This window comes from Tabrizicola sp., from assembly GCF_016792905.1.
Taxonomy (GTDB): domain Bacteria; phylum Pseudomonadota; class Alphaproteobacteria; order Rhodobacterales; family Rhodobacteraceae; genus Tabrizicola.
Genome location: NZ_JAEULP010000079.1, coordinates 1 through 26603, shown reverse-complemented (window position 1 = coordinate 26603; position 26603 = coordinate 1). Strand labels below are relative to the sequence as shown.

Genomic DNA, 26603 nt, shown 5'->3' with positions numbered 1-26603 from the left:
GACGCTAGACGCCTTGCGACGCCAGCCAGTCCATCAGCGCAGGCCGCGCGGTTTCGGCGCCCTCTGCCCGCGCCTTGTCGATCACCGTCCGCGCCTCGGTCAGGTCGATCTTGCGCAGAAGCGCCTTCACCGGGCCGACCGACGCCGGGCGCATCGAGAGCGTGCGGAAGCCGATGGCGGCAAGGGCCAGCGCCTCGATGGGGCGGCCCGCGTCCTCACCACAGAAAGAGAGCGTGGTTCCGGCCTCAGCACAGCGGGCGACGACCTGTTCCAGGAAGGCGAGGAAGGTGAGGTTCAGCGTGTCGTAGCGGCGGCGGACCAGTTCATTCTCTCGGTCGGCGGCGAAGAAGAACTGCTTCAGGTCGTTGCCGCCGACAGAAATGAAATCGGTCAGTTCGAAGAAGGCCTTCGGCGCATAGGCAAGGCTGGGCGTCTCCATCATTGCGCCGATTTCAACCTTTGACGGGACCGGATGGCCGAGCGATTTCTCGCGGTGCAGCTCGCGCAGGACATAGGACCGGGCCTGCTGGAATTCGCTCATCTCGGTGATCAGCGGGAACATCACCGTCAGGGGCCGCCCGTTCGCGGCGCGGATCAGCGCCTGCACCTGCATGCGAAGGACCCCGGGCTTGTCGAGGCCCACCCGCACCGCGCGCCAGCCCATCGCCGGGTTCGGCTCCTCGGGCGCCTTGATGTAGGGCAGCACCTTGTCCGACCCGATGTCGAGGGTGCGGAAGGCGACGCGCTTGCCCTTGGCCGCATCCATGACACGGGCGTAGAGCTTGGCCAGCTCCGCCCGCTGCGGCATCTTCGAGCGGATCAGGAATTGCAGTTCGGTGCGGAAGAGGCCGACGCCATCGGCGCCGGACCCTTCCAGGCTGGGGAGGTCGGCCATGAGCCCGGCGTTCATGTGCAGGCTGATGGTGGTGCCGCAAAGCGTGGTGGCGGGGAGGCTGCGCAGGGAGGCATAGCGCTTCTGCGCCTCGGCCTGCATGGCGATCTTGTCGCGGAAGGCGCGGGCGATGGTTTCCTCGGGGCGGAGGTGGACGATGCCCTGGTCGCCGTCGACGAGGATGTGGTCGCCGTTCAGCGCCTCGGCCACGACGCGGCTGGCGTTGATCACCAGGGGGATGGCAAGGGCGCGGGCGACGATGGCGGCATGGCTGCCGACCGAGCCTTCCTCCAGCACGACGCCCTTCAGCTTGCGGCCATAGTCGAGGAGTTCCCCGGGCCCGATGTTGCGGGCGATGAGGATGGGGTTGTCGGGCATCTCGGCCCCGGTGTCCTGGCCCTGGCCGGTCAGGATGCGGAGGAGCCGGTTCGAGAGGTCGTCAAGGTCTTGCAGGCGTTCGCGCAGGTACTGGTCGGGCACCTGCTCCATCCGCGCGCGGGCGGCGGATTGTTCCTTTTCCACCGCGGCCTCGGCGGAGAGGCCGCGCATGATGTCTTCCTCCATGCGGCGCAGCCAGCCGCGGGAATGGGCAAACATGCGATAGGCCTCCAGCACCTGCTTCTGGTCCTTGTCCAGCTGCTGGGCGGCGAGGAGGTCGTCGATGGACACGCGCAATTCGCCGACGGCGCCGCGGATGCGGTCGATCTCGGTCAGGGGGTCGTCGGCGACAGGGTTGGTGATGACGACGCGGGGTTCGTGAAGCCAGACCCGGCCTTCCGCCGCGCCTTCCTGGCCGGAGGTGGCGCGGAACATCACCGGCTGCTTGTGCAGCGCGCGCATCGCGCCATCCTCGCCGCCGACGAAGGCGCCAAGCTCGGTCATCTCGGCGACGACCATGGCGACGACATCGAGGGCGTAGATCTCGTCTTCGCTGAATTGCCGCGCCGTCTTCGACTGGACGACAAGGACGCCGAGCTTTTCGCCGACGCGCTGGATCGGCACGCCGAGGAAGGAGGAGAAGAGTTCCTCCCCGGTTTCGGGCATGTAGCGAAAACCCTTTTCAGAGGGCGCGTCGGCGGTGTTCACCGGCTGGCCGCTGCGGGCGACGCGGCCGACAAGGCCCTCGCCCAGCTTCATCCGGGTCTGGTGGACGGCTTCCTTCTTCAGGCCTTCGGTTGCGCAAAGCTCCAGCGTCTCGGGGTCGCGGAAGAGGTAGATCGAGCAGACCTCGGTGCCCATGCTGTCGGCGATCAGGTGGGTGATGCGATCCAGCCGGTCCTGCCCCTCGCCCGAGACCGACAGGACATCGCGCAAGCGGCGGAGAAGCTTGCGGCTTTCGCTTTCGGTGCGTTCGGTCATCGCGGCGTTCCTCTGGTCTTCCCCTACCTATAGGTGCGCCATGTCAGGAAGAAAACGGAATTGCGCGGATTGACGCGGTTTCGCGTCCCGCCGTGCCGCGACGGGACCGGGGCCGTGCACAAGACTTGGGCGGCGGTTGCCGGGTCAGGCCTTTTCAAGCTCGAACGTGTCGTGGAGCGCCTGGACGGCAAGCTCCATGTACTTGCGGTCGATCAGGACCGAGATCTTGATCTCGGAGGTGGTGATGACCTTGATGTTCACGTTTTCCGCCGCCAGGGCCGCGAACATCTTGGCGGCGACGCCGACCTGACTGCGCATGCCGATGCCCACGACCGAGACCTTGGCGACATCGGTGTCGGTGACAAGCGAGGTGAAGACGAACTTGCCCGCTGCGGCGGCCTCGTCGATGGCCTTCTTGGCGCGGTCGACCTGGTTCGTGGGCAGGCTGAAGGTCATGTCGGTATGGGCGCGCTTGTCGGTCGGGTCGTCCTGTTCGGAGATGTTCTGCACGATCATGTCGACGTTGACGCCCGCATCGGCCAGCGATCCGAAGATGGCGGCAGCGACGCCGGGGCGGTCCTCGACCTTCAGCAGGGTCATTTTGGCTTCGTCGCGGGAATAGGCGACGCCGGAGACGACTTTCGATTCCATGATTTCATCCTCGTCGCAGACCAGGGTTCCAGAGTTTTCGTCGGTGTCTTCAAACGAAGACAGCACCCGCAGCCGCACCTTGTAGCGCATGGCCAGCTCGACCGAGCGGGTTTGCAGCACCTTGGCGCCGAGGGAGGCGAGTTCCAGCATCTCCTCGAAGGCGATCTTCGGAAGTTTCCGTGCCTTGGGGCTGATGCGGGGATCGGTGGTGTAGACGCCGTCGACATCGGTGTAGATGTCGCAGCGTTCGGCGCCGAAGGCGGCGGCGAAGGCGACGGCCGTGGTGTCGCTGCCGCCCCGGCCCAGCGTGGTGATCCGGCCTTCCGGGCTGACGCCCTGGAAACCCGCGACGACGGCGACCTTGAAGCCTTCGGCGAACTTGGCGTCGAGGTGCTCGCGCGGGATCGACACGAAGCGGGCCGAGGAATGCGCGGAGGTGGTGTTGATCGGCACCTGCCAGCCCTGCCAGGACCGGGCCGGGACGCCCATCTCTTGCAGGCGCAGCGCCATCAGGCCGGCGGTGACATTCTCGCCCGAGGCCACCACGGCGTCATATTCGCGGGCGTCGTAAAGCTTGGACGTGGTCTCGACCCAGCCGACCAGTTCGTTGGTCTTGCCGGACATGGCGCTGACGATGACGATCACGTCGTAGCCGCGCTCGACCTCGGCCTGGACCTTCTTCGCGGCATTCTCGATCCGCGACAGGTCGGCAACCGAAGTTCCGCCGAATTTCATCACCAGAAGCGGCATCCGCGCCTCCCCCATGGGCCTTCGAAAACGTGGGCTTCTTATGCGGGGGCAGGGGCGGGCGCAAGGGGCCGGTGGATCAGTCCAGCCGGTAGTCTGTGGGTTGCAGTGGCGGGGGTGGCACCTCGCCCAGATGGGGGGCAAGGCTGATTTCCGCCGTCCGGCAGATCGCGTCCAGCGGCAGGGCGTTCGCCGTGGTGCCGAAGGGATGCGCCAGTTCCTCGGTGACTTCGGCGAGGCCGAAGAAGGTGTAGGCGACGATCACCGCGAAGAGGGGGGTCAGCCAGCCGGTGGGCTCGATCAGCGCGAAGGGGAGAAGCAGGCAGTAGAGCCAACTCGTGCGGAAGATGAGGAGGGAATAGACGTAAGGCAGGGGGGTGGCCCTGATCCGCTCGCATCCCGCCTGGGCGAGGGCCAGCGAGCCGAGCCGCGCCGACAGCGCCCGCGCGCCGAAGCCGTCGAGGGTGCCGCCCCGATGCGCCGCGGTCAGGACCCGGTTCATCGCGTCAAGCGCGGCGTCCGGGGGCAGGGGGTGCGCGCCGGTCAGGCCCTCGGCGGCCGACAGGCTGATTGCCACCGGATCGCCTGCAATGCCACGCAGATGCGCACGGTGCAGGTGCAGGAAGACGCGCGTCAGCCGCAGGGTGGCCAGCCGGGCGGCGTCGTCGGCCAGGAACAGGTCGGCCTCGCGCGCAAGGCTCCGCGTGTCGGCAAGGAGGCCGCCCCAGAGCCGCCGCGCTTCCCACCAGCGGTCATAGGCGGCGTTGTTGCGGAAACCGAGGAAGAGCGAGAGCGCGACACCGAATACCGCCAGCGGTGCGGCCTGCACATGCGGAAGCGGCACGACATAATGATCAAGGGCGACGACGGCGGCGGAAAAGGCGGCAACGAACAGAAGCTCGGGCGCGATATGCGGCAGGACCGAGCCCCGGACCGCGAAGAGAAGTTGCAGGACGCCGGGCTTGTCGCGGACGATCATTGTGGCAGCGCCCGCCAGCCGATGTCGGAGCGGCAGAAGCCCTGCGGCCAGTCCAGGAGGTCGATCATCGCATAGGCGCGGTGGTGCGCCTCTTCCAGACTTGCGCCGCGGGCGGTGAAGGCGAGGACGCGGCCGCCGTTCGCGGTGACAAGCCCGTCCTTCAGCGCGGTTCCGGCGTGGAACACCATGTGACGGCTGTCTTCCGGCATCCGGTCCAGCCCATTGATCAAGCTGCCCTTTTCGTAAGGTCCGGGATAGCCTTTCGCGGCCATGACGACGGTCAGGGCATGGTCTTCGGCCCAGTTGACCTGTGCCTCGGCCAGGCGCCCCTCGGCGCAGGCGAGCATCAGGTCGAGGGCCTGCGCGCCAAGCCGCATCATCAGGACCTGGCATTCCGGGTCGCCGAAGCGGCAGTTGTATTCGACGAGGCGGGCCTTGCCATTCTCGATCATCAGCCCGGCATAGAGGACGCCCTGGTAAGGCGTGCCGCGCCGGGCCATCTCGCGGATCGTGGGCAGGACGATTTCGTCCAAGGCCTGGGTCTGGATCGCGTCCGTCAGGACCGGGGCGGGGGAATAGGCGCCCATGCCGCCGGTGTTCGGTCCGGTGTCGCCGTCGCCCGCGCGCTTGTGATCCTGCGCGGTGCCGATGGGCAGGGCGTTGGTGCCGTCGGTGAGGAAGAAGAAACTTGCTTCCTCGCCGGTCATGAACTCTTCGATCACGACTTCCGCGCCCGCCGCGCCGAATTCGCCGCCGAACATGTCGTCGATGGCGGCGAGCGCCTCGGCTTCCGTCATGGCGACGATGACGCCCTTTCCGGCGGCCAGGCCATCGGCCTTGACGACGATGGGGGCACCCTGCTTGCGGATGTAGTCGCGTGCGGGGGCGGCTTCGGTGAAGCGGGCCCAGGCGGCGGTTGGGGCGTTGCAGGCGTCGCAGATTTCCTTGGTGAAGGCTTTCGAAGCCTCGAGCTTCGCGGCGGCGGCGGAGGGGCCGAAGGTGAGGAGTCCGGCGGCGCGAGCTGCGTCGGCGACCCCGGCGGCGAGGGGCGCCTCGGGTCCGACGATGACGAAGTCGATGGCGTTTTCCTCGCAGAAGCTGACCACGACCGCCCCGTCCAGGATGTCGATGTCGGCGCATTCCGCCAGCATGGCGATGCCTGCATTGCCGGGGGCGACGATCAGGCGGTCGCATTTCGGGTTCTGCTTCACCGCCCAGGCAAGGGCATGTTCGCGGCCACCGGAACCGAGGATCAGGATGTTCATGGACGCGCCCCGCTTGGCCTGAAGGTGAAGGCGTCTTAGGATGCGCGCGAGCGGGAGGCAAGCATGGAACCCGATGTCGCCGTCACACTGGGCACCGGCAAGTCGCACAGGCCGAAGCCGTCGCCGCTGGTCAGGCTGACCGAGGCGGCGGGTTTGATGGCAGTCGTCTGGGGGATCGGGACGGGTCCGTTGTGGCTGACGGGACTTGGCGCTGCGATGATCGTCGGAAGCTACGCAGCCTATCGCCGGAAACATGGCCGGATGCCGCCCGGGGAAGGCTGGTCGGGTGACATCGGCGCTGACCGTCCGGGGAATGGCGACTGATCGCCGGAGCTAGCGGTCGCACGCCACGCCGTCGCCGTCCCGGTCCAGTTCATAGATGTCGCTGCCGACGACGTAGACCGGCCCGCCCACATAGGCAGGCCCGTTGCCGTTGCCGCCCGCGCAGTCGACATCCGAGGCGATGGGGACGCATTTGCCGGAATAGTTAGGATCGCAGTCCTGTGCCGATGCGGCGGAGGCAAGGGTGAGTTCGCCCAGGGCGGCAAGGATCGCGGGAAGGGCGAGGCTGCGGACCATGCGTCGGACCATGCGGCGGGGAAGGGAGGCAACTTTCGGCCGGATGTTAACCGATCCCCCGGGGCAAGGCTATCGCGCGGCCATCTTGCCCGCGAGTTGCAACCCGGTCCGGGTCGGGGCATGAATGGGCGATGGATCTGATCGACGACAGCGACGGCACCGGGCCCGCCCCGCAGGGCAACCAGCCGGAATACACCGTGTCCGAGCTTTCGGGCGCGGTGAAGCGGGTGATCGAGGGGGAGTTCGGGCTGATCCGGGTGCGGGGCGAGGTCGGGCGGGTGTCGCGGCCGTCGTCTGGGCATATGTATTTCGACCTGAAGGATGATCGTTCAGTGATCGCGGCGGTCAGCTGGAAGGGCCAGGTCGCGCGGATGCAGGTCCGGCCGGAGGAGGGGATGGAGGTTGTCGCCACGGGGCGGATGACGACCTTCCCGGGCCAGTCGAAGTATCAGCTGATCGTGGATGACGTGGCGCCTGCGGGGGCGGGCGCGCTGATGGCGATGCTGGAGAAGCGGCGGGCGGCGTTGCAGGCCGAGGGGCTGTTCGATGCCGGGCGGAAGAAGCCGATCCCCTACCTGCCCAAGGTGATCGGGGTGGTGACGTCTCCCTCTGGGGCGGTGATCCGGGACATCCTGCACCGGCTGCGCGACCGCTTTCCCCGGCATGTGCTGATCTGGCCGGTGGCGGTGCAGGGCCAGGACTGCGCGGCGCAGGTGGCGGCGGCGATCAAGGGCTTCAACGCGATCGAGCCAGGCGGGCCGATCCCGCGTCCGGACGTGCTGATCGTCGCGCGGGGGGGCGGGTCGCTAGAGGACCTCTGGGGGTTCAACGAGGAGGTGGTGGTGCGGGCGGCGGCGGGGTCGCGCATTCCGCTGATTTCGGCGGTGGGGCACGAGACCGATACCACGTTGATCGACTTTGCCGCCGACCTGCGGGCGCCCACGCCGACGGCTGCGGCGGAGCTGGCGGTGCCGGTGCGGCTGGAGTTGCTGGCGGTGCTGGAGGCCTTGGGCGCGCGGCTGGTGCGCGGGATCGGGCAGGGAGTGGTGCTGCGGCGGCAGCGGCTGCGCGACCTGGCCCGGGCGCTGCCGCGGGTCGAGACGCTGGTCGCGACGCCGCGGCAGCGGCTGGACGGGGCGGTGCTGCGGCTGTCCTCTGGCCTTGGGCTGGCGGTTGCGCGCAAGCACCGCGAGTTCGACCGGGTGGCGGGGCGGTTGCAGCCGCAGGCGCTGCGGGCGGGGCTCGCGCGGCAGGGGGACCAGTTGACGGCGCGGGGGGAGCGGCTGGGGCGGGCGATCCTTCTGCGGCTGGAGCGGCGGAGCGAGCGGCTGGAGGCGCTGGCGGCACGGCTGGCCCCGGCGCTGGCGCGGATGCTGGGCGATGCCGGGCGGCGGACGGCAGAGGGGCGGGGCAGGCTGGCGGCGCTGGGCGACCGGCTGGAGGCTGCGTCCGGGCAGCGGCTGGCGCGGCTCGCCGACCGGCTTGAGGCGCTGGACCGGACGAGGGGAACGCTGGGCTATGCGGCGACGCTGAAGCGGGGCTATGCGGTCGTGCGGGGGGATGGGGCGGTTGTCACGTCGAAGGCGGCGGCGGAGAAGGCGGCGGCGCTGGAGATCGAGTTCCGGGACGGGCGGCTTTCCGTGGGTGGCCGCGCCGGGAAGCGGTCGAAGGGGGATGGAGAAAGCGGGCAGGGGACCCTGTTCTGAGGGGCAAGGATGGGCGAATTCACCCGATATGTCGCGCTGCTGCATCCGGTGCCGGGCGTGACGACCGACATCGCGGCGATTCGGGCCCATGTGGCCTGGTTGCGATCCCTGCAAGTGGCGGGTTCGCTGGAACTGGCAGGACCCTTCGCGGACGGGTCGGGCGGCATGGTGATCCTGCGTGCGGAAACCGCCGCGCAGGCCGAGGCCATGGCGCGGTCCGATCCTTTCGTCCGATCGGGGCTGCGCCGGCTGGAGCTGCGAGCCTGGGATTTGTCCTGTGAGGAGAACAACCACATGGGCATGGGTTGATCGGTTGGCCGCGGTCGGCTTGCATCACACGCCGAAATAGCCCTCGCAGGTCACGACGTCCTCCGCCGGGTAGAGCATGATCGGCTCGGTCGCCCGGTCGCCGTCGAGCCAGGCCATCAGCCAGCCGCCGCGGTCGTGGTAGGTCCAGCAATAGGGCAGGTCGATCCCCTGGTAGTCGAAGCAGATCAGGTCGCCCTGTGGCCGCCAGCGGCCTTCGAGGCATTGCTCGGCGTCGCGCCAGATCGCCCGGCGGCCCGGGAGGAAGGTTTCCACCCCGTAACGGCCGCTCCGGTTGTGGGTGTCCATGGTTCGGCCTTCGACGAAGCGCTCGAAGGCCTCGGCCGTCATCGGTGGATCGCCTTCCGCCAGGGTCGCGCCGGGAAGGAGCATGAGGACGAGAGCCAGAGCGCGCATCAGACGCCGACTTTCGGGCCGAAACAGGCGAGAGGTTCGGTGGTTTCCCGAACCAGCACCGGCTCGGTGCCGGGCGGGTCGGTGGTGTAGCGGGCGAGGAGATCGGGGCCGGAGGTGGTGATTTCCCAGCAGTCGGGTTCGGGGTCGCCCTCGTACTGGAAGCAGATCGCGGGACCGTCCGGATACCAATAGCCGGTCTTGCATTCGTCGCCGGTGAAGGTCCAGCGCACCTTGCGGCCCGGCAGGTACTGTTCGACGCCGTAGACCGTGCCGAATGCCGCCCAGGTCATGGTGCGGCCAAGGGTCAAAGCGTCGAAGTCATCGGCCGACAGGGGCGGGTCGGCCAAGACTGGACCTGCCAGAAGGACAAGGGCGAGGGCGACGCGCATCCTAGAGTCCCACACCCGGATCGCAGGGATTGCGTGCGGTCGACAGGGTTACGGAAATCCTCTGCGGCTCATCGTCACCCGCAAATTCTGCAAAGACCTGATCGCCCACTTTCAGGAAGCGCCAGCAATGCGGGCCGGGGCTGGTGTCATAGACAAAGCAGATCAGGTTCCCCGACGGATACCAGTGGCCCGACCTGCACGCCTTTCCCACATGCGCGTTGACAGTGGCGCGGCCTGCGAGATGCATCTCGCTGCCCCGGTGTCTGCCGTCGACATCGTATTCCAGCGTCTTGCCGGTCGACCAGGCCTCGAATTCGGCGCTGGTCATGGCCGTTTCGGCGCCCGCAGCGGCGGGAAGGCAGGCAAGGCAGAGGACGGCGCGCAGCATCAGACGCCCACATCCGGCCCGGGACAGGGCAGGCCCCGGGCGCTGGCGTCGACTTCGTGCAGCTCCTCGCCGGGCAATCCGGTGCTGGAGAGCGCCACCAGCGCGCCGTCCTTCAGCCAGAAGGTCCAGCAGGCCGGGGTCGGATCGTATTCGTAGACGAAGCAGATGTCGTCGCCTTGCGGATACCAGCTGCCATAAAGGCATTCGGTGGGCGCGGTCGACCAGCGGACCTTGCGGTCGGGCAGGTATTCCTCGATCCCGAAGACATAGTCGAATTGCCGGTAGGTCAGGGTCTTGCCGGTGACATGCGCCTCGAAGGTTTCGGCGGTAATCGGGGTTTCGGCCCGAAGGGGCGTGGCGATCAGCAATGCGAAGAGAATGAAGCGCATCGCTAGAGCTGAACCTCGGCGCAGTCGAGGGGGTGATCCGAGCGTGACACTTCGCGGATTCTTGTATGGTCGCGCCCGGTCCCGACGGCTTCCAGTTTCCCGCCCCTGAGAAAGAAGTGCCAGCAGTGGGATTCTTCCGAATTTGCGAAATAGAAGCAAAGCGCGTCTCCTTCCTGCCGCCAATGGCCCGCCACGCAGAAGTCTTCCTTTCGCCGCCAGACGAGGGACCCGTTGGGCCCGTAGTCCGCGATTCCCACTTCGTCGGTGTATTGGTAGACGATTGTGTCGTTGCCGACATGGGCGGCAAATTCGCTTGCAGTGATCGGCGGTTCGGCCTGGCTTGGGCTGGCGAGAAGGCCGACTATCACCGCCACGCGCATGGGCTCAGACGCCCACATCCGGCCCGGCGCAGGGCAGGGGGCCGCCCTCGCGGGAGGATTCGAGGATTTCCCAGCCGCCGCCCTCGCCCATGTAACGGCCGCGGATCTTGCCGTTTTCCAGGAAGTAGAGCCAGCAGGCGGGGGTGGAATCGTTTTCGTAGTCGAAGCAGATCTCGTCGTCCTTCTGGTACCAGACGCCGTAGATGCAGAGATCGCCCTCGAAGGCCCAGCGGACGCGGCGGCCGTCAAGATATTCCTCGGTCCCGTAGAGGCCGTTGCCGTAGTCGTAGGTGAGGGTTGCGCCCCTGGTGGCTGCATCGAATTCGTCGGCATTGAGCGGCGTTTCGGCCAGCGCCGGGGTGGCGAGAAGGGCGAGGGCAAGAAGGAGGGCACGCATCAAGGGCTCCGTTCGTATTCGGGGGGAGAGTGCCAGAGCGGCGCGGGCTTGGCCAGTCAAGCCGTTGTGTTTCCGGGTCTGGAATCCTGCCAGCGGGCGAGGTGCGGGGACATGGCGCGGCGCCAGATCCGGGGGCAAAGCGCCATGGCGCAGGCCAGCGGCAGCGGCCAGGGCAGTCGGGGGGCGTCGTCGGGAAGACGCAGCGCGGGGAAGGGGCGTGAGGGGTTGAGGTGGTGGTCGGAATGGCGGGGGGCGTTCAGCATCATCGCCGAGGTGAGCCAGTGCGCCGTGTTCCAGCTGTGGCCCGGGCCGACGGGTTCGAGCCTGCCGTCGGGCAGGCGGGCGCGGGTCAGGCCGTAGTGCTGGACGTAGTCGGACAAGAGGATCTGGCTTTGCGTGTGCAGCGCGAGGGCCGTCCAGATCAGGAGGCCGGGGAGGCCCGCGATCAGCGAGGCGAGGATCAGGGCGGCGGCGCTGCCGGTGAGGTAGGCAGCGTAGGGGTGGAGGCTGGGATGGCCCGAGCGCAGGGCGGTTTCTGCGGCGCAGCCCTGCCGGAAGCTGCCGATCCAGGCGCGGGGGGCGAAACGGTAGAAGCTTTCGCCCGCGCGGGCGGAGTTCGGGTCCTCGCGGCTGGCGACGTGGCGGTGGTGGACAAGGCGATGGGCGCTCGCGTGCTGGCCGAAGAGGATGGCGCTGTAATAGGCGGCGCCGAGGCGGAAGAGTGTGCGGTTTGGCCGGTGGATCAGCTCATGCGCGGCGGGATGGCCGACCTGGCCCAGCCAGAAGCCGGTGGCGAAGAAGGTGAGGACGCGCTCGGTGAACGTGAGGGCGGAGGGCCCGGCGATGGCCCATGTGGCGGCGGGCAGGAGGGCGAGGGTGCCAAGGCCGATGGTGGCGAGGAGGAGGTCGGCGCCGGGAAATTCGCTGGCGTCGGACTGGCCGGGGACGAGGGGGACAAGCTGGTCGAGGAGGATGGTCAGGATGGCCATGTAGAGGAAGGCGGCCCAGAGCCAGAGGCCGCCGTGCCAGAGCCCGAGGCCGAGGAGCGGCAGGGGCAGGAGTGACGCCACGGCGAAGGAGGCCAGGGGCAGGGGGCGGCGGGGTTCGGCTTGCATCGGCTTCGGGTCCGGGTCAACGCTTTTGGCGAGGCATCAGGTTCGGGGGGCAGCCTTGGGCGAATTCGCGGCAATCGCAACTGCCATTCTGTCGCTGGCGGCGGCGGTGGGCTACGGCTGGCTCTTTGCCGCAGCCGAGGAGAAGGGCTGGCGGGGGGCCGGGGTCAAGACGGCGTCGACCGGGCTGCTCGCGGTTCTGCTGGCCACGATGCCGGGGACGGGGTGGTTCTGGCTGGTGCCATTGGGCCTGGCGCTGGGGGCGCTGGGCGATCTGTGCCTGGCGCTGAAGGGGGAGCGGTGGTTCCTGGCGGGGGTCGGAGCGTTCGGGCTGGGGCATCTGGCCTATGCGGGGGGCTTCCTGCTGCGGTCGGGGGCGCTGGGGTTCGACGGAGTGTCGACGGGCGAGGGTCTGGCGCTCGTTGTATTGGCGGGGCTGCTGGTTTCGACGGAATTTTGGTTGGCACCGCGCACGGGAGACTTGCGCTGGCCGGTGCGGGGCTATGTGGTCCTGATCGGGCTGATGGGGGTGGCGGCGGTGTTGCTGCCAGTGGCGTCGGGGCAGTCTGTGCTGCGCTGGGGGGCGGCGCTGTTCATCCTGTCCGACCTGATGCTGGCGATCCAGTTGTTCGTCGCGACGGGCGCGGGCCTGCGGCGGCGGCTGGCGCTGGCTCTCTGGCCCGCCTACTGGGGCGGGCAGGTGCTGATTGCCTGGGGTGCGGTTGTCTTCTGGGGCGTGGGTTCCGGCTGACAGTCTTTCAATGGCGGGGCAAAGCGACTAGGTGAAGGGAAATCCTTCCCGAAAGGCGCCCGCATGTCGTTCTTCAAGAAGCTCAAGGACCGGATGTTCCGTTCCTCGGACAAGATCGGCGAGGGGCTGGAGGCGCTGGTCGCGGAAGGGGCGGAGGGGCCGCGCGACCCGGTGCCGGAGGTGCCGCTGGAGGTGCCGGACCTGCCCGAGCCGGAGGTGCCGGAGCCCGACCTGCCGGAGATCCCCGAACCGGATGCGCCGGAACCGGAGAACCCGGAACCCGAGGATCCGATGCCCATGGACCGGGTTTCACCCACCACGGTAGCCGACCCGGCGCCAGAGGCGGCGCGGCCGGGGCTTCTGGGGCGGCTGTTCGGACGGGGCGCGGCAGAGGAGCCGCGCCGGGTGCTGGACGACGCGATGCTGGAAAGCCTGGAGGAATTGCTGATCCAGGCCGACATGGGCGTGGATACGGCGGTGCGGGTGACGGCGAACATTGCCGAGGGGCGCTTCGGGCGGAAGGTTTCGACCCGCGAGCTGCGTGGGGCGCTGGCCGGGGAAGTGGCGCGGATCATGGAGCCGGTGGCGCGGCCGATGCCCCTCTATCCGACAAAACCGCAGGTGGTGCTGGTGGTGGGGGTGAACGGGTCGGGCAAGACCACGACAATCGGCAAGCTTGCCAGCCAGTTCAAGGCGGCGGGCAAGACGGTGGTGATCGCGGCGGGCGACACGTTCCGCGCGGCGGCGGTGGAGCAGTTGCAGATCTGGGGCAAGCGGGCCGGGGTGCCGGTGCTGACCGCGCCCGAAGGCTCGGACCCGGCCTCGCTGGCCTTCGACGCGCTGACCAAGGCGAAGGCGGATGGCGCGGACCTGCTGATGATCGACACGGCGGGACGGTTGCAGAACCGGCAGGACCTGATGGAGGAACTGGCGAAGATCGTGCGAGTGATCCGCAAGGTCGATGCTACGGCGCCGCACAATACTCTGCTGGTGCTGGACGCGACCACCGGGCAGAACGCGGTGACGCAGGTCGACATCTTCCGCAAGATCGCGGACGTGAGTGGTTTGGTGATGACCAAGCTGGACGGGACCGCGAAGGGCGGGGTGCTGGTGGCCTTGGCCGACAAGTTCGGGCTGCCGATCCATGCGATTGGCGTGGGCGAGCAGATCGACGACCTGGCGCCCTTCGACCCCGAGGAGTTTGCCAAGGCACTGGTCGGGGCGGACGGGTGATCCGCGCCGGGCTTCTGGGGCTGATGCTGGCGGGTCCGGCGGGGGCCGCGGAGTTGTGTCCGGCGGCCTGGGAGAAGGTCTCGGCGGCGCTGTCCGAACTTGGCTCGGTGAGCGGCACGCTTTCGCAAGATGGGGACTGGTGCCTCGTTCAGGGCCTGGTTCTGGACCTTGAAGGACAGTATCTGCCGGACTGGCATCTGGATCGGCTGCGCTTTCGCGGATCGGCGCTGGGCTGGATCGCGGAAGGAGCCGGGACCCCCGAGGGCCTTGAGATTGCGGTGGAGGGGCTGCGGCTGGTGGTGCAGACCGGGAATGCGCAGATGGACTGGCTTTTCGCCGCGCAGGCCCGCCCGAACGGGATCGACGCTCAGGCTTCGCTGGCCTGGGATGCGGGAGCCAAGGTGCTGCGGCTGGAGGGGCTGAGCCTGGACTTCCCCGGCGACAATCTCGTCGAAGCCTCTGCCGTGCTGACGGGGGTGGACCTGTCCTCGCCCGGGGCGATTCAGATGTCGGCCACCAGCTTCGCGCTGACCGAGGCCGACCTGCGGATCACCACGCACGGGTTGTTCGAATGGTACGCGCTGATGACGCTGGGGCCGGCGATGTTGCCGCCAGAGGGTGACATGGAGGCGGCGGCGGAGGGGATCAGGGCCGATCTGCGGACGGTGGTGGCCGAACTGCCGGAGACGAGCGTATCGGCCGAAAGCAAGGCTGCACTCGTGGCGCTGATCGGTGAACTTCCGAACCCGGCGGGCGACCTTGTCGTGTCGGTGCGCGCAGAACCCGGGCTCGGGCCGGTGCGGGCAGCGGGCTATGCGGTGACGGGGATGCCCGGGACGCTGGCCGAGGCGGCACCGCTGTTCCAGGGCGTGACGCTGGATGTGGACTGGAGCCATGTCGATGCGCCTTAGGCTTTGGATGCTGCTGGCGCTCATGGCCGGTCCGGTGGCGGGCGAGACGGCGGCAGGCTGCGATACGGTCGTTGCGGCAGTCGAATCTTTCACCGGATTGAGCCTGAGCTTTCCGCCCGCCGCGCTGGAAGATGGCTGGTGCGTGCTGGACGGTGCGCGGCTGACCGGGGACGGGGCGCCGCAGGTTTCGGTCGCGCGGTTGCGGCTGGCGGGAACGATGGCGGAGGATGAACTGCTGTCGGTGGAAATCGACGGCGCCGGGCTGCGGGTGCGACCGGCGCTGAACGACCGGGACATGCCGGGCTGGCTGCGCGACCTTTTGCGGTTGCAGTCGGCGGAGGTTCACCTGCTGGTGCGGCGTGACGAAGCGACGGGCCGGCTGGTGCTGGAGGGCGGGCGTCTGGGGCTGTCGGGGGGTGGCGAGCTGCTTCTGACGGCGGAAGTCGCGGAGGCTCGGCTGTCGGCCGGGTCGATCCTGACCGGGCGGGTGGTGGCACTGCATCTTGAGTGGACGAACGATGGCCGGACGCTGCGTCCGGTGATGGAGGCCCTGGGCGCCGAGGTCGATCCCGGGATGTCGGGGACGCAGGCGGTGCTTGCGGCGCGGGCGGCCTTGCTTGGGGTGGTTCACGCGATACCGGAGGGCAATCTGCCCGAGGCCGACGGCGAGGCGCTGGAAAGGTTCATCGCCGCGTTGCCGCAAGGCCGGGGTCGGCTGGTGCTGGACTTCGGGGCGGAAACCGGGATCGGCGCGGCGCAGCTCGGCCTGTTGGCCTTGTCCGACGATCCGGCGGGGCCGGAGGCACTGGCGCGGTTGTTGTCCGACGCCGCTCTGGCGGTCGACTGGCAGCCGGGGCTTGCACCTTGAACCGCGCGGCGATCCGGGCCAGATAGGCGCAGGTTCTGACGAAGGGTGAGGCAATGGCCGGGCGGAAGATCAACCCGATTCTCAAGCAGGTGCTGGAGCTGGGGCCCACGATTCTGTTCTTCCTGATCTACATGCGGATCAAGGATCAGACCTTCATGTTCGGGGGAACCGAATATTCGGGCTTCATTGTGGCGGCGCTGATCCTGATCCCGTTGCTTCTGGTTGCAACGCTCTCCCTGTGGTTGTTGACGGGCACGGTCAGCCGGATGCAGATCTTCGTCGGGGTGATGGTGGTGTTCTTCGGCGGGCTGACCGCCTGGTTCAACGACGCGACCTTCTTCAAGATGAAGACCACCTTCGTCTATGGCATCTTCGCGGTGATCCTGGGGGCGGGCCTGTTGCGCGGGAAAAGCCTGCTGCAATGGGTGATGGCGGAAGCTTTGGCCATGAAACCAGAGGGTTGGATGATCCTGACCCGCCGGTTGACGGCGATGTTCGCAGGGCTGGCGGTCGCCAACGAGATCATCTGGCGCACCCAGGCGGAGGAGACCTGGGTCATCCTGGAGACCTTCGCGATGCCTGCGGCACTGTTTCTGTTCCTGATGGCGAACTTCATGGCGCTGCAGCGCTACTTCATCGAAGAGCCGACGGACGAAAGCTGACACTCGGCACAGGAATGCCCCGCTTGGGGCCGGGTTCTGCCCCAGACCTGCCTTGATGGCTGGCTAGACCAGACGGTGAGCTTGATGGAGTTCACCGATGCACCGCAGCCCCTTTGATCTTGTCCGCCTGTTCCTGAGCCTGTTCCAGGATCTGCCGCCCCTGTCGCGGGCCCTTTATCTGCCGGGCGCGGTCCTGCTGATCGGCTATCCGGTCCTGTCGGTGCTTCTTGGGTCGGACAACGGTGGCCAGGCCTTCGCGACCGCCTTCCTTGCCGCGCTGGCGGTGCGGATCGGGATGGGCTTCGAGGGCATGGTGCGGCGGATGCTGACGCGCTATTCGGCGGGCCAAGCGGTGGTCTTCGCGCTGTTGATGGCGGGCCTGCCGCTGGCGGTTCTGGCGCTGGTCGACGATCCGCTGTGGTGCCAGCGCATGCAGAGCGTGTTCTATGTCGTGATCGCGGGCATCTTCCTGCAGGACCTGATGCATGGCCGGACCTCGACCGCGGCAAGCTTCTGGCCGGACGCCGAGATGCGCGAGCATCTGCCGAACCTGACCCGGATGATGGTGGTCTACAACTTCGGCTTCCTGCTTCTGAACGAAACCATGATCCGCGCCGTCGATCCCTCGCACTGGCTCTTGTTCTGGGCCGTGCTGCCGATCATCGGGCATACGGTGCTGCGCGCCATGGTGTTGACGGTGATCAACCTGGACGCGGGCCACGAAGCCTGAACGCCGGTGCAGATGGAGAGTGTCGGGCGTCCGTGACGGGCGCCCGTTTCAGTGCGACATCACGCAACCGGTCTTCTTGACGTCGATGCAGCGACGCAGCGCCGTCAGGACGCCTGCCGGTGCGTTGGACAAGGGCAGGAACCCCAGTTCCGACAGTTTGCGCGCATAGGTCTTGGACAGCGACGCGTCCAGGTTCAATGCCGCCTCGTAGTTTGCGTAGGCGTCTTCCATCCGGCCCATGGCCGCATCAATCCGGGCAAGCGTGTCGTGATAGGTCGCCTCCATCCGGGCGCCGTCGGGGTTCTGGCGCAGGACCTGGGTCACACGATCGGCCTCTTCCACCTTGCCGTCGGCGAGAAGGGCGGCGCCCTGCACGTTTACCGCGGCCAGATTCTGCGGATAGCGCTTCAGAAGCGCATCCGCCTCGGCCGCGACGGTGGCCGGGGGGGCATATTCGCCAAGTGCCAGCAGGCGGCGGGCCAGGATGTCCTCTTCGATCGAGGGGTTCGGGTCGGTGACCACACCGGGGCGCAACGCCTCGTCCGCGACGGCGACAAGGTCTTCGTAGCGACCGAGCGCTGCCAGGGCGGCAAGCTTGTTGCGATAGGCATTCTGATAGCCGGGGATCAGCGAGATGGCGGTGTCGAAGTAGCTTAGCGCCTGTTCCGCCTGGCCGAGGTCGATCAGGCAGCGTCCCTTGATTTCGTTCGCATAGGCATATTGCGGGTCGAGGCGCAGGGCGTTGTCGGCGTCGTCGGAACAGCGCTGGCCATTGTTGAACTGCCACCAGCTTTCGGCGCGGTTGGCCCAGGCGTCGATGTAGTCCTCGACCGCCAGCGCGGCGGAGTAATGCGCCAGCGCCCCGGCGGTGTCGCCCTGGTCGTAGCGGACATTGCCCAGCTCGACCCAGACCCAGGCGCTTTCCGCGTTGAAGCCAAGCGCCTGCTGCAGGGTCGCGGCGGCTTCGTCCAGCTGGCCGAGCATGCGTTGTGCCTCGCCCTTGAGCGACAGGGCCTGGGCGGCGGCCTCGGGCGTATCGGCGGCCTCGAAGGCCTGGTCGCAGAGCGCGATCCGGGCTTCGAAATCCTGGCTGCGGTCATCGCAGGTCTCTGCCAGGACATTCGTCGGAAGCACGGCGGCGAGGACGAAAAGGAAGGAGCGCATGGGGGCCTGCATGGTGGTTCCGGGGCGGAGCGTCGGCCACCTGCGGGGGAAAATCAAGGGCGATGGGGGGCGCGGCATTGACCGGGCCGGGGCGGGGGCGTAAGAGGGCGCTCGTGGCGATTTGTTACCGGATTGCGGGCCACGTTAAACAAGCCGCTAAAGAGGTGAAGGGCGTCAGCCCCGGCACCTCTGGTTTGCCGGGGCTTTTTATTGGCCGGGAGGCCGTTCTAGGGAAGATCTGGCGATGTCGTCGAAGGACTGGAAGACCCGCACGCAACTGGTGCACGAAGGCACCCGCCGCAGCCAGTATGGCGAGATGGCCGAGGCGATCTTCCTGACGCAGGGTTTCGTCTACCCGACGGCCGAGGCGGCCGAGGCGCGCTTCGTCAAGGCGGGCGAGGACGAGTTCATCTATGCCCGCTACGGCAACCCCACGACGCGGATGTTCGAGGAACGGATCGCGGCGCTGGAAGGGACGGAGGACGCCTTTGCCACGGCTTCGGGCATGGCGGCGGTGTCCGGGGCGCTGATGTCCTGCCTGCGGGCGGGGGACCATGTGGTGTCGTCGCGCGCGCTGTTCGGGTCCTGCCTTTATGTGCTGGAAGAGGTGTTGCAGCGCTTTGGCGTGAAGGTCACGTTCGTCGACGGGGCGGATCTTGACGCGTGGCGCAAGGCTGTGGTGCCGGGCACCAAGGCGGTGTTCTTCGAATCGATGTCGAACCCGACGCTGGAGCTGGTGGACATTCGCGGCGTCAGCGAGATCGCGCACAAGGCGGGCGCACTGGTGATCTGTGACAACGTCTTCGCGACACCGATCTTCAGCCGTGCGGTCGAGCAGGGTGCGGATGTGGTGGTCTATTCCACGACGAAGCATGTCGACGGCCAGGGGCGGGCCTTGGGCGGTGTGGTCTGCGGCACGACGGAGTTTGTCCGCAAGGTGCTGGAACCCTACATGAAGCACACCGGTGGCTCGATGAGTCCGTTCACCGCCTGGATGCATCTGAACGGCCTGGCGACGCTGGACCTGCGCTGCCGGGCGATGGCGGATGCGGCGCTGGTGGTGGCCAAGGCGCTGTCCGCGCATCCTAAAGTGTCGAAAGTGATCTTCCCGGGGCTCGCCAGCCACCCGCAGCACAAGCTGGCGATGGCGCAGATGGGGTCCGGGGGCACGCTGGTGACGTTCGAGGTCGCGGGCGGCAAGGAGGCGGCGTTCCGCTTCATGAACGCGCTGGAGATCGCGAAGATTTCCAACAATCTGGGCGATGCCAAGACCATAGCCACCCATCCGGCGACGACGACGCACCAGCGCCTGCCGCAGGACCAGAAGGACAGCCTGGGCATCACGCCCGGGTTGATCCGGCTGTCCCTGGGGCTGGAGGATGCGGGTGATCTGGTCGCCGACCTGAACCGGGCGCTTTCGGTCGCGTGATCGTCGCAATCGGTGCTTGCTTTGGGCGGCGGAATGCCTATGTGATTGGGGTCTGCCCCGGACCAGGGTGATCCGGCGGCGGGCCTCTCTCGTAGAATATTCCGGAAATTGACGGTGTGGCCATGCGCCCGCCTGAACCGAAAGGACCAGCCCGATGAACATCCATACCCCCGAGATCGACCGTCTTCCCACGCGCGAAGAGGCAGAGGCGGCGCTTGCCGTGCTGCGGCAGTGGGCCGGAAAGTCGTCCGACGAAGAGATTTCGCGGCTGGATTCGGCGGTGGGCTGGCTGGTGCCGGGGCAGGGCTATCCGGCACTGTCGCGCGTCTATCCTGAAGGTTTCCGCCCGGATGCGGGTTATCGGGCTTCGATGCCCGACTTGCAGAACGGGCCGGAAAGCCTGATCCGGGGCGCGAAGACGCGCATCCAGCATGTCGGCATTTCCAACTTCCGCCTGCCGATCCGCTACGCGACCCGAGACGGTGCGGCACTGGTGCTGGAGACCAGCGTCACCGGCACGGTGAGCCTGGAGGCCGAGAAGAAGGGCATCAACATGAGCCGCATCATGCGGTCGTTCTATGCCCATGCCGAGAAGGAGTTCTCGTTCGGGGTGATCGAGGCGGCGCTCGACGACTACAAGGCCGACCTCGGCGCCTTCGACGCCCGCATCCAGATGCGCGTGTCGTTCCCGATGCAGCTGCAATCGCTGCGGTCGGGGCTGTCGGGCTGGCAGTATTACGATCTTGCGCTGGAGCTGGTCGACACGGCGGGAGTGCGCCAGCGCATCGTGCATCTGGACTATGTCTATTCCTCGACCTGCCCCTGCAGCCTGGAACTGGCCGAACATGCTCGCGCCACGCGGGGGCAGCTGGCGACGCCGCATTCGCAGCGCTCGGTCGCGCGGTTGTCGGTGGTCCTGACCGGCGAGATGGCTTTCGAGGACCTGATCGAGCTGGCGCGGGGCGCGGTCGTGACCGAGACGCAGGTGATGGTCAAGCGCGAGGACGAGCAGGCCTTTGCCGAGTTGAACGCGGCGAATCCGATCTTCGTCGAGGATGCGGCGCGGCTCTTCTGCGAGGCGCTGCGGGCCGACGCGCGGATCGGCGATTTCCGGGTGGTGGCGAGCCATCAGGAGTCCTTGCACAGCCACGACGCGGTCAGCCTTTTGACAGAAGGCGCGACCTTCGCGGTCGATAGCCTGGACCCGCATCTGCTCCAGAGCCTGATCCACGGCCGGTGACGGGGCGCTGACAGGCTGGATCGACGGGCCGGATTGACGCAGCGCGCGGCGCCGCGTAGCCATGCGCGACCATGGTTGATTTCCGCCCAGTCGCCTATGTGATCGGTCGCATCCTGATCGTCCTTGCGATCCTGATGCTGGCCCCTGCCATCATCGACTGGCGGGCCGGGCTGGTGAATGGCTATGACTTCCTGGCATCGGCGGCGCTGACGGGTGTGGTGGGCGCGGGGCTGACGCTGTCGACCGCCAATGCGCTGGGAAAGCCGCTGGATACAAGGCAGGCCTATCTCCTGACGGCAGGAACCTGGTTTCTCGTGCCGTTCTTCAGCTGCCTTCCGCTCTGGCTTGGCGCGCCGGGGCTGAGCCTGAACAACGCCTATTTCGAGGCGGTGTCGGGCATCACCACCACCGGGGCGACGGTGATCTACGGACTTGATGACCTGCCCGCCGGCACCAACCTGTGGCGGGGGATGATGAACTGGCTGGGCGGGCTTGGCATCGCCTTCATCGCGATGATCTTCCTACCGCTGATGCGCGTCGGCGGCATGCAGTTCTTCCGCACCGAAGGCTTCGACACCTTCGGCAAGGCCCTGCCGCGTGCCACCGACATCGCCGTGCAGCTCCTGGGCGTCTATGTCGGGCTGACGGTGATCTGCATCGCGGTCTACGCGGCGATCGGCATGGAAACGCTGGATGCCGTGGTCAACGGCTTCTCGACCGTTGCCACCGGCGGGTTTTCGGCCTCGGATTCATCGTTCAACAAATATGCGGGGGCGGGCGAATATTTCGGGTCGCTGTTCATGATCCTCGGCAGTCTGCCCTATATCCGCTATGTGCAGCTGGTGAACGGCTCGCCGCGGCCATTGTGGCACGACGCCCAGGCGCGGGCCTATCTGCGCTGGCTGGCCTATGCGGTCCTGTCCGTCACCCTCTGGCGGGTCTGGACGACGGGCGATCCGGTCGAGCCGGTGTTCCGCGAGGCGCTGTTCAACCTGACCTCGATCATGTCGTCGAGCGGTTTCTTCACCGGCACGTTCCCGACCTGGGGCGGGTTCATGCTGGTGGTGGCCTTCGTGATCGGGATCGTCGGGGGCTGTTCCGGGTCGTCCGGGGCGGGGCTGACCGTGTTCCGGGTGCAGCTGGTGCTGGCCGTGATGCGGCGTGAGGTGCGGCGGATCGGCAATCCGTCGAGCGTGGACCCGATCCGATACGACGGACGGACGGTGGGCGAGGACGTGCTGAACGCGCTGATCCTGTTCGTCTCGGGCTATATCCTGATCCTGGGGCTGATGAGCGTGGCGATGACGCTTCTGGGCGTCGACAGCACCTCGGCGCTGTTCGCGGTCTGGACGGCGATCGGCAACATCGGCTACGGTTTCGGCCCGCTGGTCGAGCGAACCGGAACCTTCATCGACTTTCCGCCCGGCGCCATCGCGATCATGTCGCTGTGCATGCTTCTGGGCCGCCTGGGCCTGCTGACGATCCTGGTCCTGGTCTTGCCGAGCTTCTGGCGGCGCTGAGGCCCGTCAGTTCCAGCAGGAGACAAGCGCGGTCATGCCCATTGCGGTGTCGGCCAGCTGCGCAGGTGACAGCGCGCCGGTCGGGGCGGTCGGCAGGGGCGCGATGCCGGTGGGTGACAGGATGCGGGCGATCTCGGCGCCGGGCAGCGCGAAGACCACGCCCGCGGGCAGTTGCTTGCCCCCCTGCGGCGCTGCCGGAAGCAGCATCCCCAGGACCGCGCCCGAGGCATCAAGGACCGGACCGCCGGTATCGCCGGGCAGCGATTGCAGGGACAGCCGGTTCAGGCCCGCCTCGCCGTTCAGGCCGGTCAGATCCTCAAGCGTGCCGAAGGTCAGGGTCGGGGCAGGCAGGCGGTCTTCGTAGGAATAGCCGGGCACGGTGATCTCGCTGCCGGGGCGGGCGGGGCTGGTGGCGAATCCGGCCACCGCGCGGGGGGCCAGAGGCGCCCTGGGCGTAAGAAGCGCCAGTCCCGACGTGGTGTCGGACAGGGTGACAGTCGCGTCGGTCGCGCGGTCGATGGTGACGCGGCCGCAGGCGGTGACGGCTTCGACCGTGGTGAGTACCGCGCCCTCGGGCGAGATGAAGAAGCCGGTGCGGCTGAGCTTCGGCTTGCGCACTTCGAGGCCGGAGAGCAGCCCGGCCTTGGTGCCTGCGTCCATCGCCACCATGCCGGGGTCCAGCACGCTGTCACCGTCCGGCTTGAAGCTTTGTTCCAGCACCTGGAGGATGCGGGCATCGCGTGTCTCGTTCCCCGGGGTGGAGATGAGCATCCAGCCCTTGATCCGGTCGCCCTTCAGCGCGGCAAAGACGGTGGTGTCTGTGGTCGCGCTGGTGCCGCGGATGCGGAAATCACGGTCGCCCCGGTCGCGCGCGCCGTCGAGGGGGACGGATTCCAGCGTCTGCAGCACGTCGTAGAGGCCGTAAAGCGCGGCCTGGTCGCCGGGTTGCGAGATCAGAAGGATGCGCGGTGCCCCGTCCGCCTTGGCGCGGTAGTGGACGAAGGGCGGCTCGTAATGGTCGAACTCCACCAGCCCGAGGGGCAGGGTGACGGTGATGCCGGATTCGGGCTCGACGACTTCCGAGAAGCCGAAGGCCGACAGCTCGCCCTTCCAGGCGTCGAGCAGCGTGCGGCGCTGGCGGGTGGTGAGGATGCCGGTGGGCTCGATCCCCTGCGCCTCTTGCCAGGCGGCCATGGAATTGCGGGTGCCGGGGCCGAAGGCGCCGTCGATGCCGCCCTGATAGAAGCCGAACCATTGCAGCGCGGTCTGCAGGTCCTTGCGGTCCTCGGGCAGCAGGATCGCCTCGCTGTCGCGGGCCTCGGCCTTGGTTTCGTCCGGGGCCTCGGCGGGTTCGGGTTCGGCCGTCGCCACGACTTCCGGCGCCTCGGGCACGGGAACAACCGCGGGCGCGCCGCCCACCGGCCAGAACTGCTCGCCGAAGTCCTTGGCGTAGGCGATGAAGCTGTCCGCCGGGATCTGGCCCTCGCGCTTCAGCGCAGCAAGGCGAAGTGCCGCCTCATCGGCGGGGTAGGGGCCAAGAGCGATGCCATACCAGCCCGAACGGAGGCGAAAGCCGCCGGTTTCGGGGAAAAGCGAGGCATAGGCCTCGGCCCGGTCGGTTGCGGTGGCAAGGTCGGGAAGCGCCTCGACCTGGAGCCAGACAGTGCCATCCTGGGCCTGTGCCGTCTCGGGCCTGACAAGGAAAAGGGCGGACAGCAGCAGGGCAATGAGGGCAACGGGTCTGAACATCTTTACGTCCTGAAGTCGGATGGCGTTCGCGCGACATTAGTGAAGGCGCGCGTGGCGGCAAGGCGAAACCTGTCACGTTTGCGAAGGTCTCGTTCCGGAATTGACCCTTTGCCCCCCAGGGAATAGGGAAGGCGGCACGTTTCGCCCCCGCCAGAGGCTTCCCCATGTCCGACGCCACCGCCACGCCGAAAAGCTTCCAGGAGATCATCCTGCGGCTCCAGACCTATTGGGCGGGGCAGGGCTGTGCGGTTCTGCAACCTTATGACATGGAAGTCGGCGCAGGCACCTTCCACCCGGCGACCACGTTGCGCAGCCTGGGGTCGAAGCCCTGGGCGGCGGCCTACGTCCAGCCCTCGCGCCGCCCGACCGACGGGCGCTATGGCGAGAACCCGAACCGGCTCCAGCACTATTACCAGTACCAGGTGATCATCAAGCCATCGCCCGCGAACCTGCAGGATCTGTATCTGGGAAGCCTCGCCGCCATCGGCATCGACCTCGGCCTGCACGACATCCGCTTTGTCGAGGATGACTGGGAAAGCCCGACGCTCGGCGCCTGGGGCCTCGGCTGGGAGGTCTGGTGCGACGGGATGGAGGTCAGCCAGTTCACCTATTTCCAGCAGGTCGGCGGGCATGACTGCAAGCCGGTCTCGGGCGAGCTGACCTATGGGCTGGAGCGGCTGGCGATGTATGTGATGGGCGTGGACCATGTCATGGACATGGCCTTCAACGACCCCCAGTCCCCGATCCCGCTGACCTATGGCGACATCTTCCGGCAGACGGAGGAGGAATACTCCCGCCACAACTTCGACGGGGCGACGACCGAGATGCTGTTTCGGCATTTCCAGGACGCCGAGGCCGAATGCGAGCGTCTTCTCGCCTTCGAGCCGCAGGACCCCAAGTCGGGCAAGCGGATCATCATGGCGCATCCCGCCTATGACCAGACGATCAAGGCCAGCCATCTCTTCAACCTGCTCGACGCTCGGGGGGTGATCTCCGTGACCGAACGGCAGGCCTATATCGGTCGGGTCCGCGCGCTGGCGAAGCAATGCGCCGATGCCTTCCGGCTGACGGAAGCGGGGATGGACGCGTGAATGCGGGTCCGGTCAATGCGGGAAAGCTCATCGTGGGGGCTATCGTGATCGTTGCGGCCATTGCGGGCGCGGTCCTGTGGTATACCGCCGAGCGTGCCTATTACACGCCCGTCGCCTTCCAGCCCGGCGCGGAAATCCGCCTTGTGCCGCTGACCTCGGACCAGCCCGAGGCGATCATCGTGAGCGGCGTCGAGGGGATCGACGCGGACAGCTCTCCGATCAAGTTCCGCGCCTGTTTCACCACGCCGCTCACGCTGGCCACGCTGACCGAGACCTACCGCGACTATCCCGGGGCCGAGCCGCTGGTCGCGCCCTCGGGCTTCGACTGCTTCGACGCCGACGCCATCGGCCGTGCGCTGGAGACGGGCGAGGCGCTGGCTTTCCTCTCCGAGCCGAACATCCACCCCGGCGTCGACCGGGTGGTCGCGGTCTTTGCCGATGGCCGGGCCTATGCCTGGCAACAGCTGAACGCCCAATTCAAGGACTGATCATGCCGGACCTGCTGATCGAACTCTTTTCCGAGGAAATCCCGGCCCGGATGCAAGGGAAGGCCCGCGACGACCTGCGCAAGCTGGTGACGGACGGGCTGGTCGAGGCCGGGCTGACCTATGCTTCGGCGGGGGCCTTCTCGACGCCGCGGCGGCTGGTGCTGTCGGTCGAGGGGCTGACGGCGGAAAGCCGCCCGGTGCGGGAAGAGCGGAAGGGGCCGTCGACCAGCGCGCCTGCGCAGGCGGTGGAGGGGTTCCTGCGGTCGACCGGGCTGACGCTGGAGCAACTGGAGCGGCGGGCGGAGAAGAAGGGCGAGACCTTCTATGCCGTCGTGGAAAAGCCGGGACGGGCGGCGGCGGTCATCGTGGCCGAGGTGCTGGAGGGCGTGATCCGCGCTTTCCCCTGGCCGAAGTCGATGCGCTGGGGCTCGGGGTCCTTGCGCTGGGTGCGGCCGTTGCAGTCGATCATCTGCCTGCTGACGGACGAGGCCGGGGCGCATGTCGTGCCGATGGAGGTCGACGGGATCAAGGCGGGGAACGTGACCGAGGGGCATCGGTTCATGGGCAACGGGCGCTTCACAGTCTCGGGCTTTGACGATTACGCGGTGAAGCTGAAGCGGGCGCGCGTGGTGCTGGATACGGCCGAGCGCGAGGCGGCGATCTGGCAGGGGGCGCAGAACCTGGCCTTTGCCGCCGGGATGGAAGTGGTCGCGGACCCCGGCTTGCTGGCCGAAGTTGCGGGACTGGTGGAATGGCCGGTGCCGCTGATGGGGCGGATTGCGGAGGCTTTCCTGGGCCTGCCGCCGGAGGT

The 26603-nt window shown here is 67.7% G+C and carries 29 protein-coding genes and 1 riboswitch; of the genes, 15 read left to right on the top strand and 14 right to left on the bottom strand.

Features of this window, described 5'->3' with window-relative positions; genetic code table 11:
* Nucleotides 1–4 precede the first annotated feature (4 nt).
* The 4 genes from ptsP to purD form a co-directional block, all read right to left on the bottom strand.
* Nucleotides 5–2251, bottom strand: a complete 2247-nt coding sequence (ptsP, locus tag JNL31_RS16650) for a phosphoenolpyruvate--protein phosphotransferase (RefSeq protein WP_294975671.1) — start codon at nucleotides 2249–2251, stop codon at nucleotides 5–7.
* Between the two features lie 144 nt (nucleotides 2252–2395).
* Nucleotides 2396–3652 carry an aspartate kinase gene (locus JNL31_RS16645; protein ID WP_294975669.1) on the bottom strand — a complete coding sequence of 419 codons (1257 nt, stop codon included), beginning with the start codon at nucleotides 3650–3652 and terminating at the stop codon, nucleotides 2396–2398.
* Between the two features lie 76 nt (nucleotides 3653–3728).
* On the bottom strand, nucleotides 3729–4628 hold the full coding sequence (locus JNL31_RS16640; RefSeq protein WP_294975667.1) for a bestrophin family protein: 900 nt from the start codon (nucleotides 4626–4628) through the stop codon (nucleotides 3729–3731).
* Nucleotides 4625–5893, bottom strand: coding sequence for a phosphoribosylamine--glycine ligase (purD, locus tag JNL31_RS16635; protein WP_294975665.1), 1269 nt, complete (start codon nucleotides 5891–5893; stop codon nucleotides 4625–4627). The genes JNL31_RS16640 and purD overlap by 4 nt, the downstream gene beginning before the upstream one ends.
* Nucleotides 5894–5956: 63 nt before the next feature.
* Here purD and JNL31_RS16630 point away from each other — a divergent pair, with 63 nt between their 5' ends.
* Nucleotides 5957–6217 carry a hypothetical protein gene (locus JNL31_RS16630; protein ID WP_294975662.1) on the top strand — a complete coding sequence of 87 codons (261 nt, stop codon included), beginning with the start codon at nucleotides 5957–5959 and terminating at the stop codon, nucleotides 6215–6217.
* Between the two features lie 9 nt (nucleotides 6218–6226).
* Here the strand turns inward: JNL31_RS16630 and JNL31_RS16625 are convergent, their stop codons facing one another.
* Nucleotides 6227–6484 carry an excalibur calcium-binding domain-containing protein gene (locus JNL31_RS16625; protein WP_294975659.1) on the bottom strand — a complete coding sequence of 86 codons (258 nt, stop codon included), beginning with the start codon at nucleotides 6482–6484 and terminating at the stop codon, nucleotides 6227–6229.
* Between the two features lie 119 nt (nucleotides 6485–6603).
* Between JNL31_RS16625 and xseA the strand changes: the two genes are divergently transcribed.
* Together xseA and JNL31_RS16615 are read left to right on the top strand one after the other, a co-directional pair.
* Entirely contained in the window at nucleotides 6604–8178 is a 1575-nt protein-coding gene (gene xseA, locus JNL31_RS16620) for an exodeoxyribonuclease VII large subunit (protein WP_294975656.1), read from the top strand.
* Nucleotides 8179–8187: 9 nt separating this feature from the next.
* Nucleotides 8188–8487, top strand: a complete 300-nt coding sequence (locus tag JNL31_RS16615; protein WP_294975653.1) for a YciI family protein — start codon at nucleotides 8188–8190, stop codon at nucleotides 8485–8487.
* A gap of 24 nt (nucleotides 8488–8511) precedes the next feature.
* On the opposite strand, the gene JNL31_RS16610 is transcribed toward JNL31_RS16615, so the two are convergent.
* From JNL31_RS16610 to JNL31_RS16580, 7 genes are read right to left on the bottom strand one after another with little or no spacing between them, the layout of a single operon-like run.
* Nucleotides 8512–8901 carry a hypothetical protein gene (locus tag JNL31_RS16610; protein ID WP_294975651.1) on the bottom strand — a complete coding sequence of 130 codons (390 nt, stop codon included), beginning with the start codon at nucleotides 8899–8901 and terminating at the stop codon, nucleotides 8512–8514.
* Nucleotides 8901–9290, bottom strand: coding sequence for a hypothetical protein (locus tag JNL31_RS16605; protein ID WP_294975649.1), 390 nt, complete (start codon nucleotides 9288–9290; stop codon nucleotides 8901–8903). The genes JNL31_RS16610 and JNL31_RS16605 overlap by 1 nt, the downstream gene beginning before the upstream one ends.
* 1 nt (nucleotide 9291) lies before the next feature.
* On the bottom strand, nucleotides 9292–9678 hold the full coding sequence (locus JNL31_RS16600; protein WP_294975646.1) for a hypothetical protein: 387 nt from the start codon (nucleotides 9676–9678) through the stop codon (nucleotides 9292–9294).
* The gene (locus tag JNL31_RS16595) at nucleotides 9678–10067 is read right to left on the bottom strand and encodes a hypothetical protein (RefSeq protein ID WP_294975645.1); all 390 of its coding nucleotides are present in this window, start codon (nucleotides 10065–10067) and stop codon (nucleotides 9678–9680) included. Before JNL31_RS16595 ends, JNL31_RS16600 begins: the two co-directional genes overlap by 1 nt.
* 2 nt (nucleotides 10068–10069) lie before the next feature.
* Entirely contained in the window at nucleotides 10070–10441 is a 372-nt protein-coding gene (locus JNL31_RS16590) for a hypothetical protein (RefSeq protein WP_294975642.1), read from the bottom strand.
* A 10-nt stretch (nucleotides 10442–10451) separates the two neighbouring features.
* Nucleotides 10452–10844, bottom strand: coding sequence for a hypothetical protein (locus tag JNL31_RS16585; protein WP_294975640.1), 393 nt, complete (start codon nucleotides 10842–10844; stop codon nucleotides 10452–10454).
* Nucleotides 10845–10900: 56 nt separating this feature from the next.
* Nucleotides 10901–11959 (bottom strand): alkane 1-monooxygenase, encoded by a 1059-nt coding sequence (locus JNL31_RS16580; RefSeq protein ID WP_294975637.1) that lies wholly within the window; start codon nucleotides 11957–11959, stop codon nucleotides 10901–10903.
* 55 nt (nucleotides 11960–12014) lie between these two features.
* Here JNL31_RS16580 and JNL31_RS16575 point away from each other — a divergent pair, with 55 nt between their 5' ends.
* From JNL31_RS16575 to JNL31_RS16550, 6 genes are all read left to right on the top strand, one after another.
* Nucleotides 12015–12707: a lysoplasmalogenase gene (locus JNL31_RS16575; RefSeq protein ID WP_294975635.1), complete on the top strand. Its 693-nt coding sequence runs from the start codon at nucleotides 12015–12017 to the stop codon at nucleotides 12705–12707.
* A gap of 63 nt (nucleotides 12708–12770) precedes the next feature.
* On the top strand, nucleotides 12771–13940 hold the full coding sequence (gene ftsY, locus JNL31_RS16570; RefSeq protein ID WP_294975632.1) for a signal recognition particle-docking protein FtsY: 1170 nt from the start codon (nucleotides 12771–12773) through the stop codon (nucleotides 13938–13940).
* A complete protein-coding gene (locus JNL31_RS16565) occupies nucleotides 13937–14851 on the top strand; it encodes a hypothetical protein (RefSeq protein WP_294975630.1) in 915 nt (304 codons plus the stop codon). Before ftsY ends, JNL31_RS16565 begins: the two co-directional genes overlap by 4 nt.
* A complete protein-coding gene (locus JNL31_RS16560; protein ID WP_294975628.1) occupies nucleotides 14841–15719 on the top strand; it encodes a hypothetical protein in 879 nt (292 codons plus the stop codon). The genes JNL31_RS16565 and JNL31_RS16560 overlap by 11 nt, the downstream gene beginning before the upstream one ends.
* A 53-nt stretch (nucleotides 15720–15772) precedes the next feature.
* Entirely contained in the window at nucleotides 15773–16381 is a 609-nt protein-coding gene (locus JNL31_RS16555; protein WP_294975625.1) for a septation protein IspZ, read from the top strand.
* 97 nt (nucleotides 16382–16478) lie between these two features.
* On the top strand, nucleotides 16479–17111 hold the full coding sequence (locus JNL31_RS16550; RefSeq protein WP_294975623.1) for a hypothetical protein: 633 nt from the start codon (nucleotides 16479–16481) through the stop codon (nucleotides 17109–17111).
* A 48-nt stretch (nucleotides 17112–17159) separates the two neighbouring features.
* Here JNL31_RS16550 and JNL31_RS16545 read toward each other — a convergent pair whose 3' ends face one another.
* Complete coding sequence (locus JNL31_RS16545) at nucleotides 17160–18275, bottom strand: tetratricopeptide repeat protein (RefSeq protein WP_294975621.1); 1116 nt, start codon at nucleotides 18273–18275, stop codon at nucleotides 17160–17162.
* A 103-nt stretch (nucleotides 18276–18378) separates the two neighbouring features.
* A riboswitch (SAM riboswitch) is annotated at nucleotides 18379–18456 on the top strand.
* 63 nt (nucleotides 18457–18519) lie between these two features.
* Between JNL31_RS16545 and metZ the strand changes: the two genes are divergently transcribed.
* The 3 genes from metZ (at nucleotide 18520) to JNL31_RS16530 (ending at nucleotide 22464) form a co-directional block, all read left to right on the top strand.
* The gene (gene metZ, locus JNL31_RS16540; protein WP_294975619.1) at nucleotides 18520–19704 is read left to right on the top strand and encodes an O-succinylhomoserine sulfhydrylase; all 1185 of its coding nucleotides are present in this window, start codon (nucleotides 18520–18522) and stop codon (nucleotides 19702–19704) included.
* 154 nt (nucleotides 19705–19858) lie between these two features.
* Complete coding sequence (folE2, locus tag JNL31_RS16535; RefSeq protein WP_294975616.1) at nucleotides 19859–20944, top strand: GTP cyclohydrolase FolE2; 1086 nt, start codon at nucleotides 19859–19861, stop codon at nucleotides 20942–20944.
* Nucleotides 20945–21015: 71 nt separating this feature from the next.
* A complete protein-coding gene (locus JNL31_RS16530) occupies nucleotides 21016–22464 on the top strand; it encodes a TrkH family potassium uptake protein (protein ID WP_294975614.1) in 1449 nt (482 codons plus the stop codon).
* Nucleotides 22465–22470: 6 nt separating this feature from the next.
* On the opposite strand, the gene JNL31_RS16525 is transcribed toward JNL31_RS16530, so the two are convergent.
* Nucleotides 22471–24213, bottom strand: coding sequence for a peptidoglycan-binding protein (locus JNL31_RS16525; RefSeq protein ID WP_294975612.1), 1743 nt, complete (start codon nucleotides 24211–24213; stop codon nucleotides 22471–22473).
* Between the two features lie 164 nt (nucleotides 24214–24377).
* Here JNL31_RS16525 and JNL31_RS16520 point away from each other — a divergent pair, with 164 nt between their 5' ends.
* The 3 genes from JNL31_RS16520 to JNL31_RS16510 form a co-directional block, all read left to right on the top strand.
* Nucleotides 24378–25304 (top strand): glycine--tRNA ligase subunit alpha, encoded by a 927-nt coding sequence (locus JNL31_RS16520; RefSeq protein ID WP_294975610.1) that lies wholly within the window; start codon nucleotides 24378–24380, stop codon nucleotides 25302–25304.
* On the top strand, nucleotides 25301–25792 hold the full coding sequence (locus tag JNL31_RS16515) for a DUF6446 family protein (RefSeq protein WP_294975608.1): 492 nt from the start codon (nucleotides 25301–25303) through the stop codon (nucleotides 25790–25792). The genes JNL31_RS16520 and JNL31_RS16515 overlap by 4 nt, the downstream gene beginning before the upstream one ends.
* Nucleotides 25793–25794: 2 nt before the next feature.
* A partial coding sequence (locus tag JNL31_RS16510) for a glycine--tRNA ligase subunit beta (RefSeq protein WP_294975605.1) occupies nucleotides 25795–26603 on the top strand: 809 nt, incomplete at its 3' end.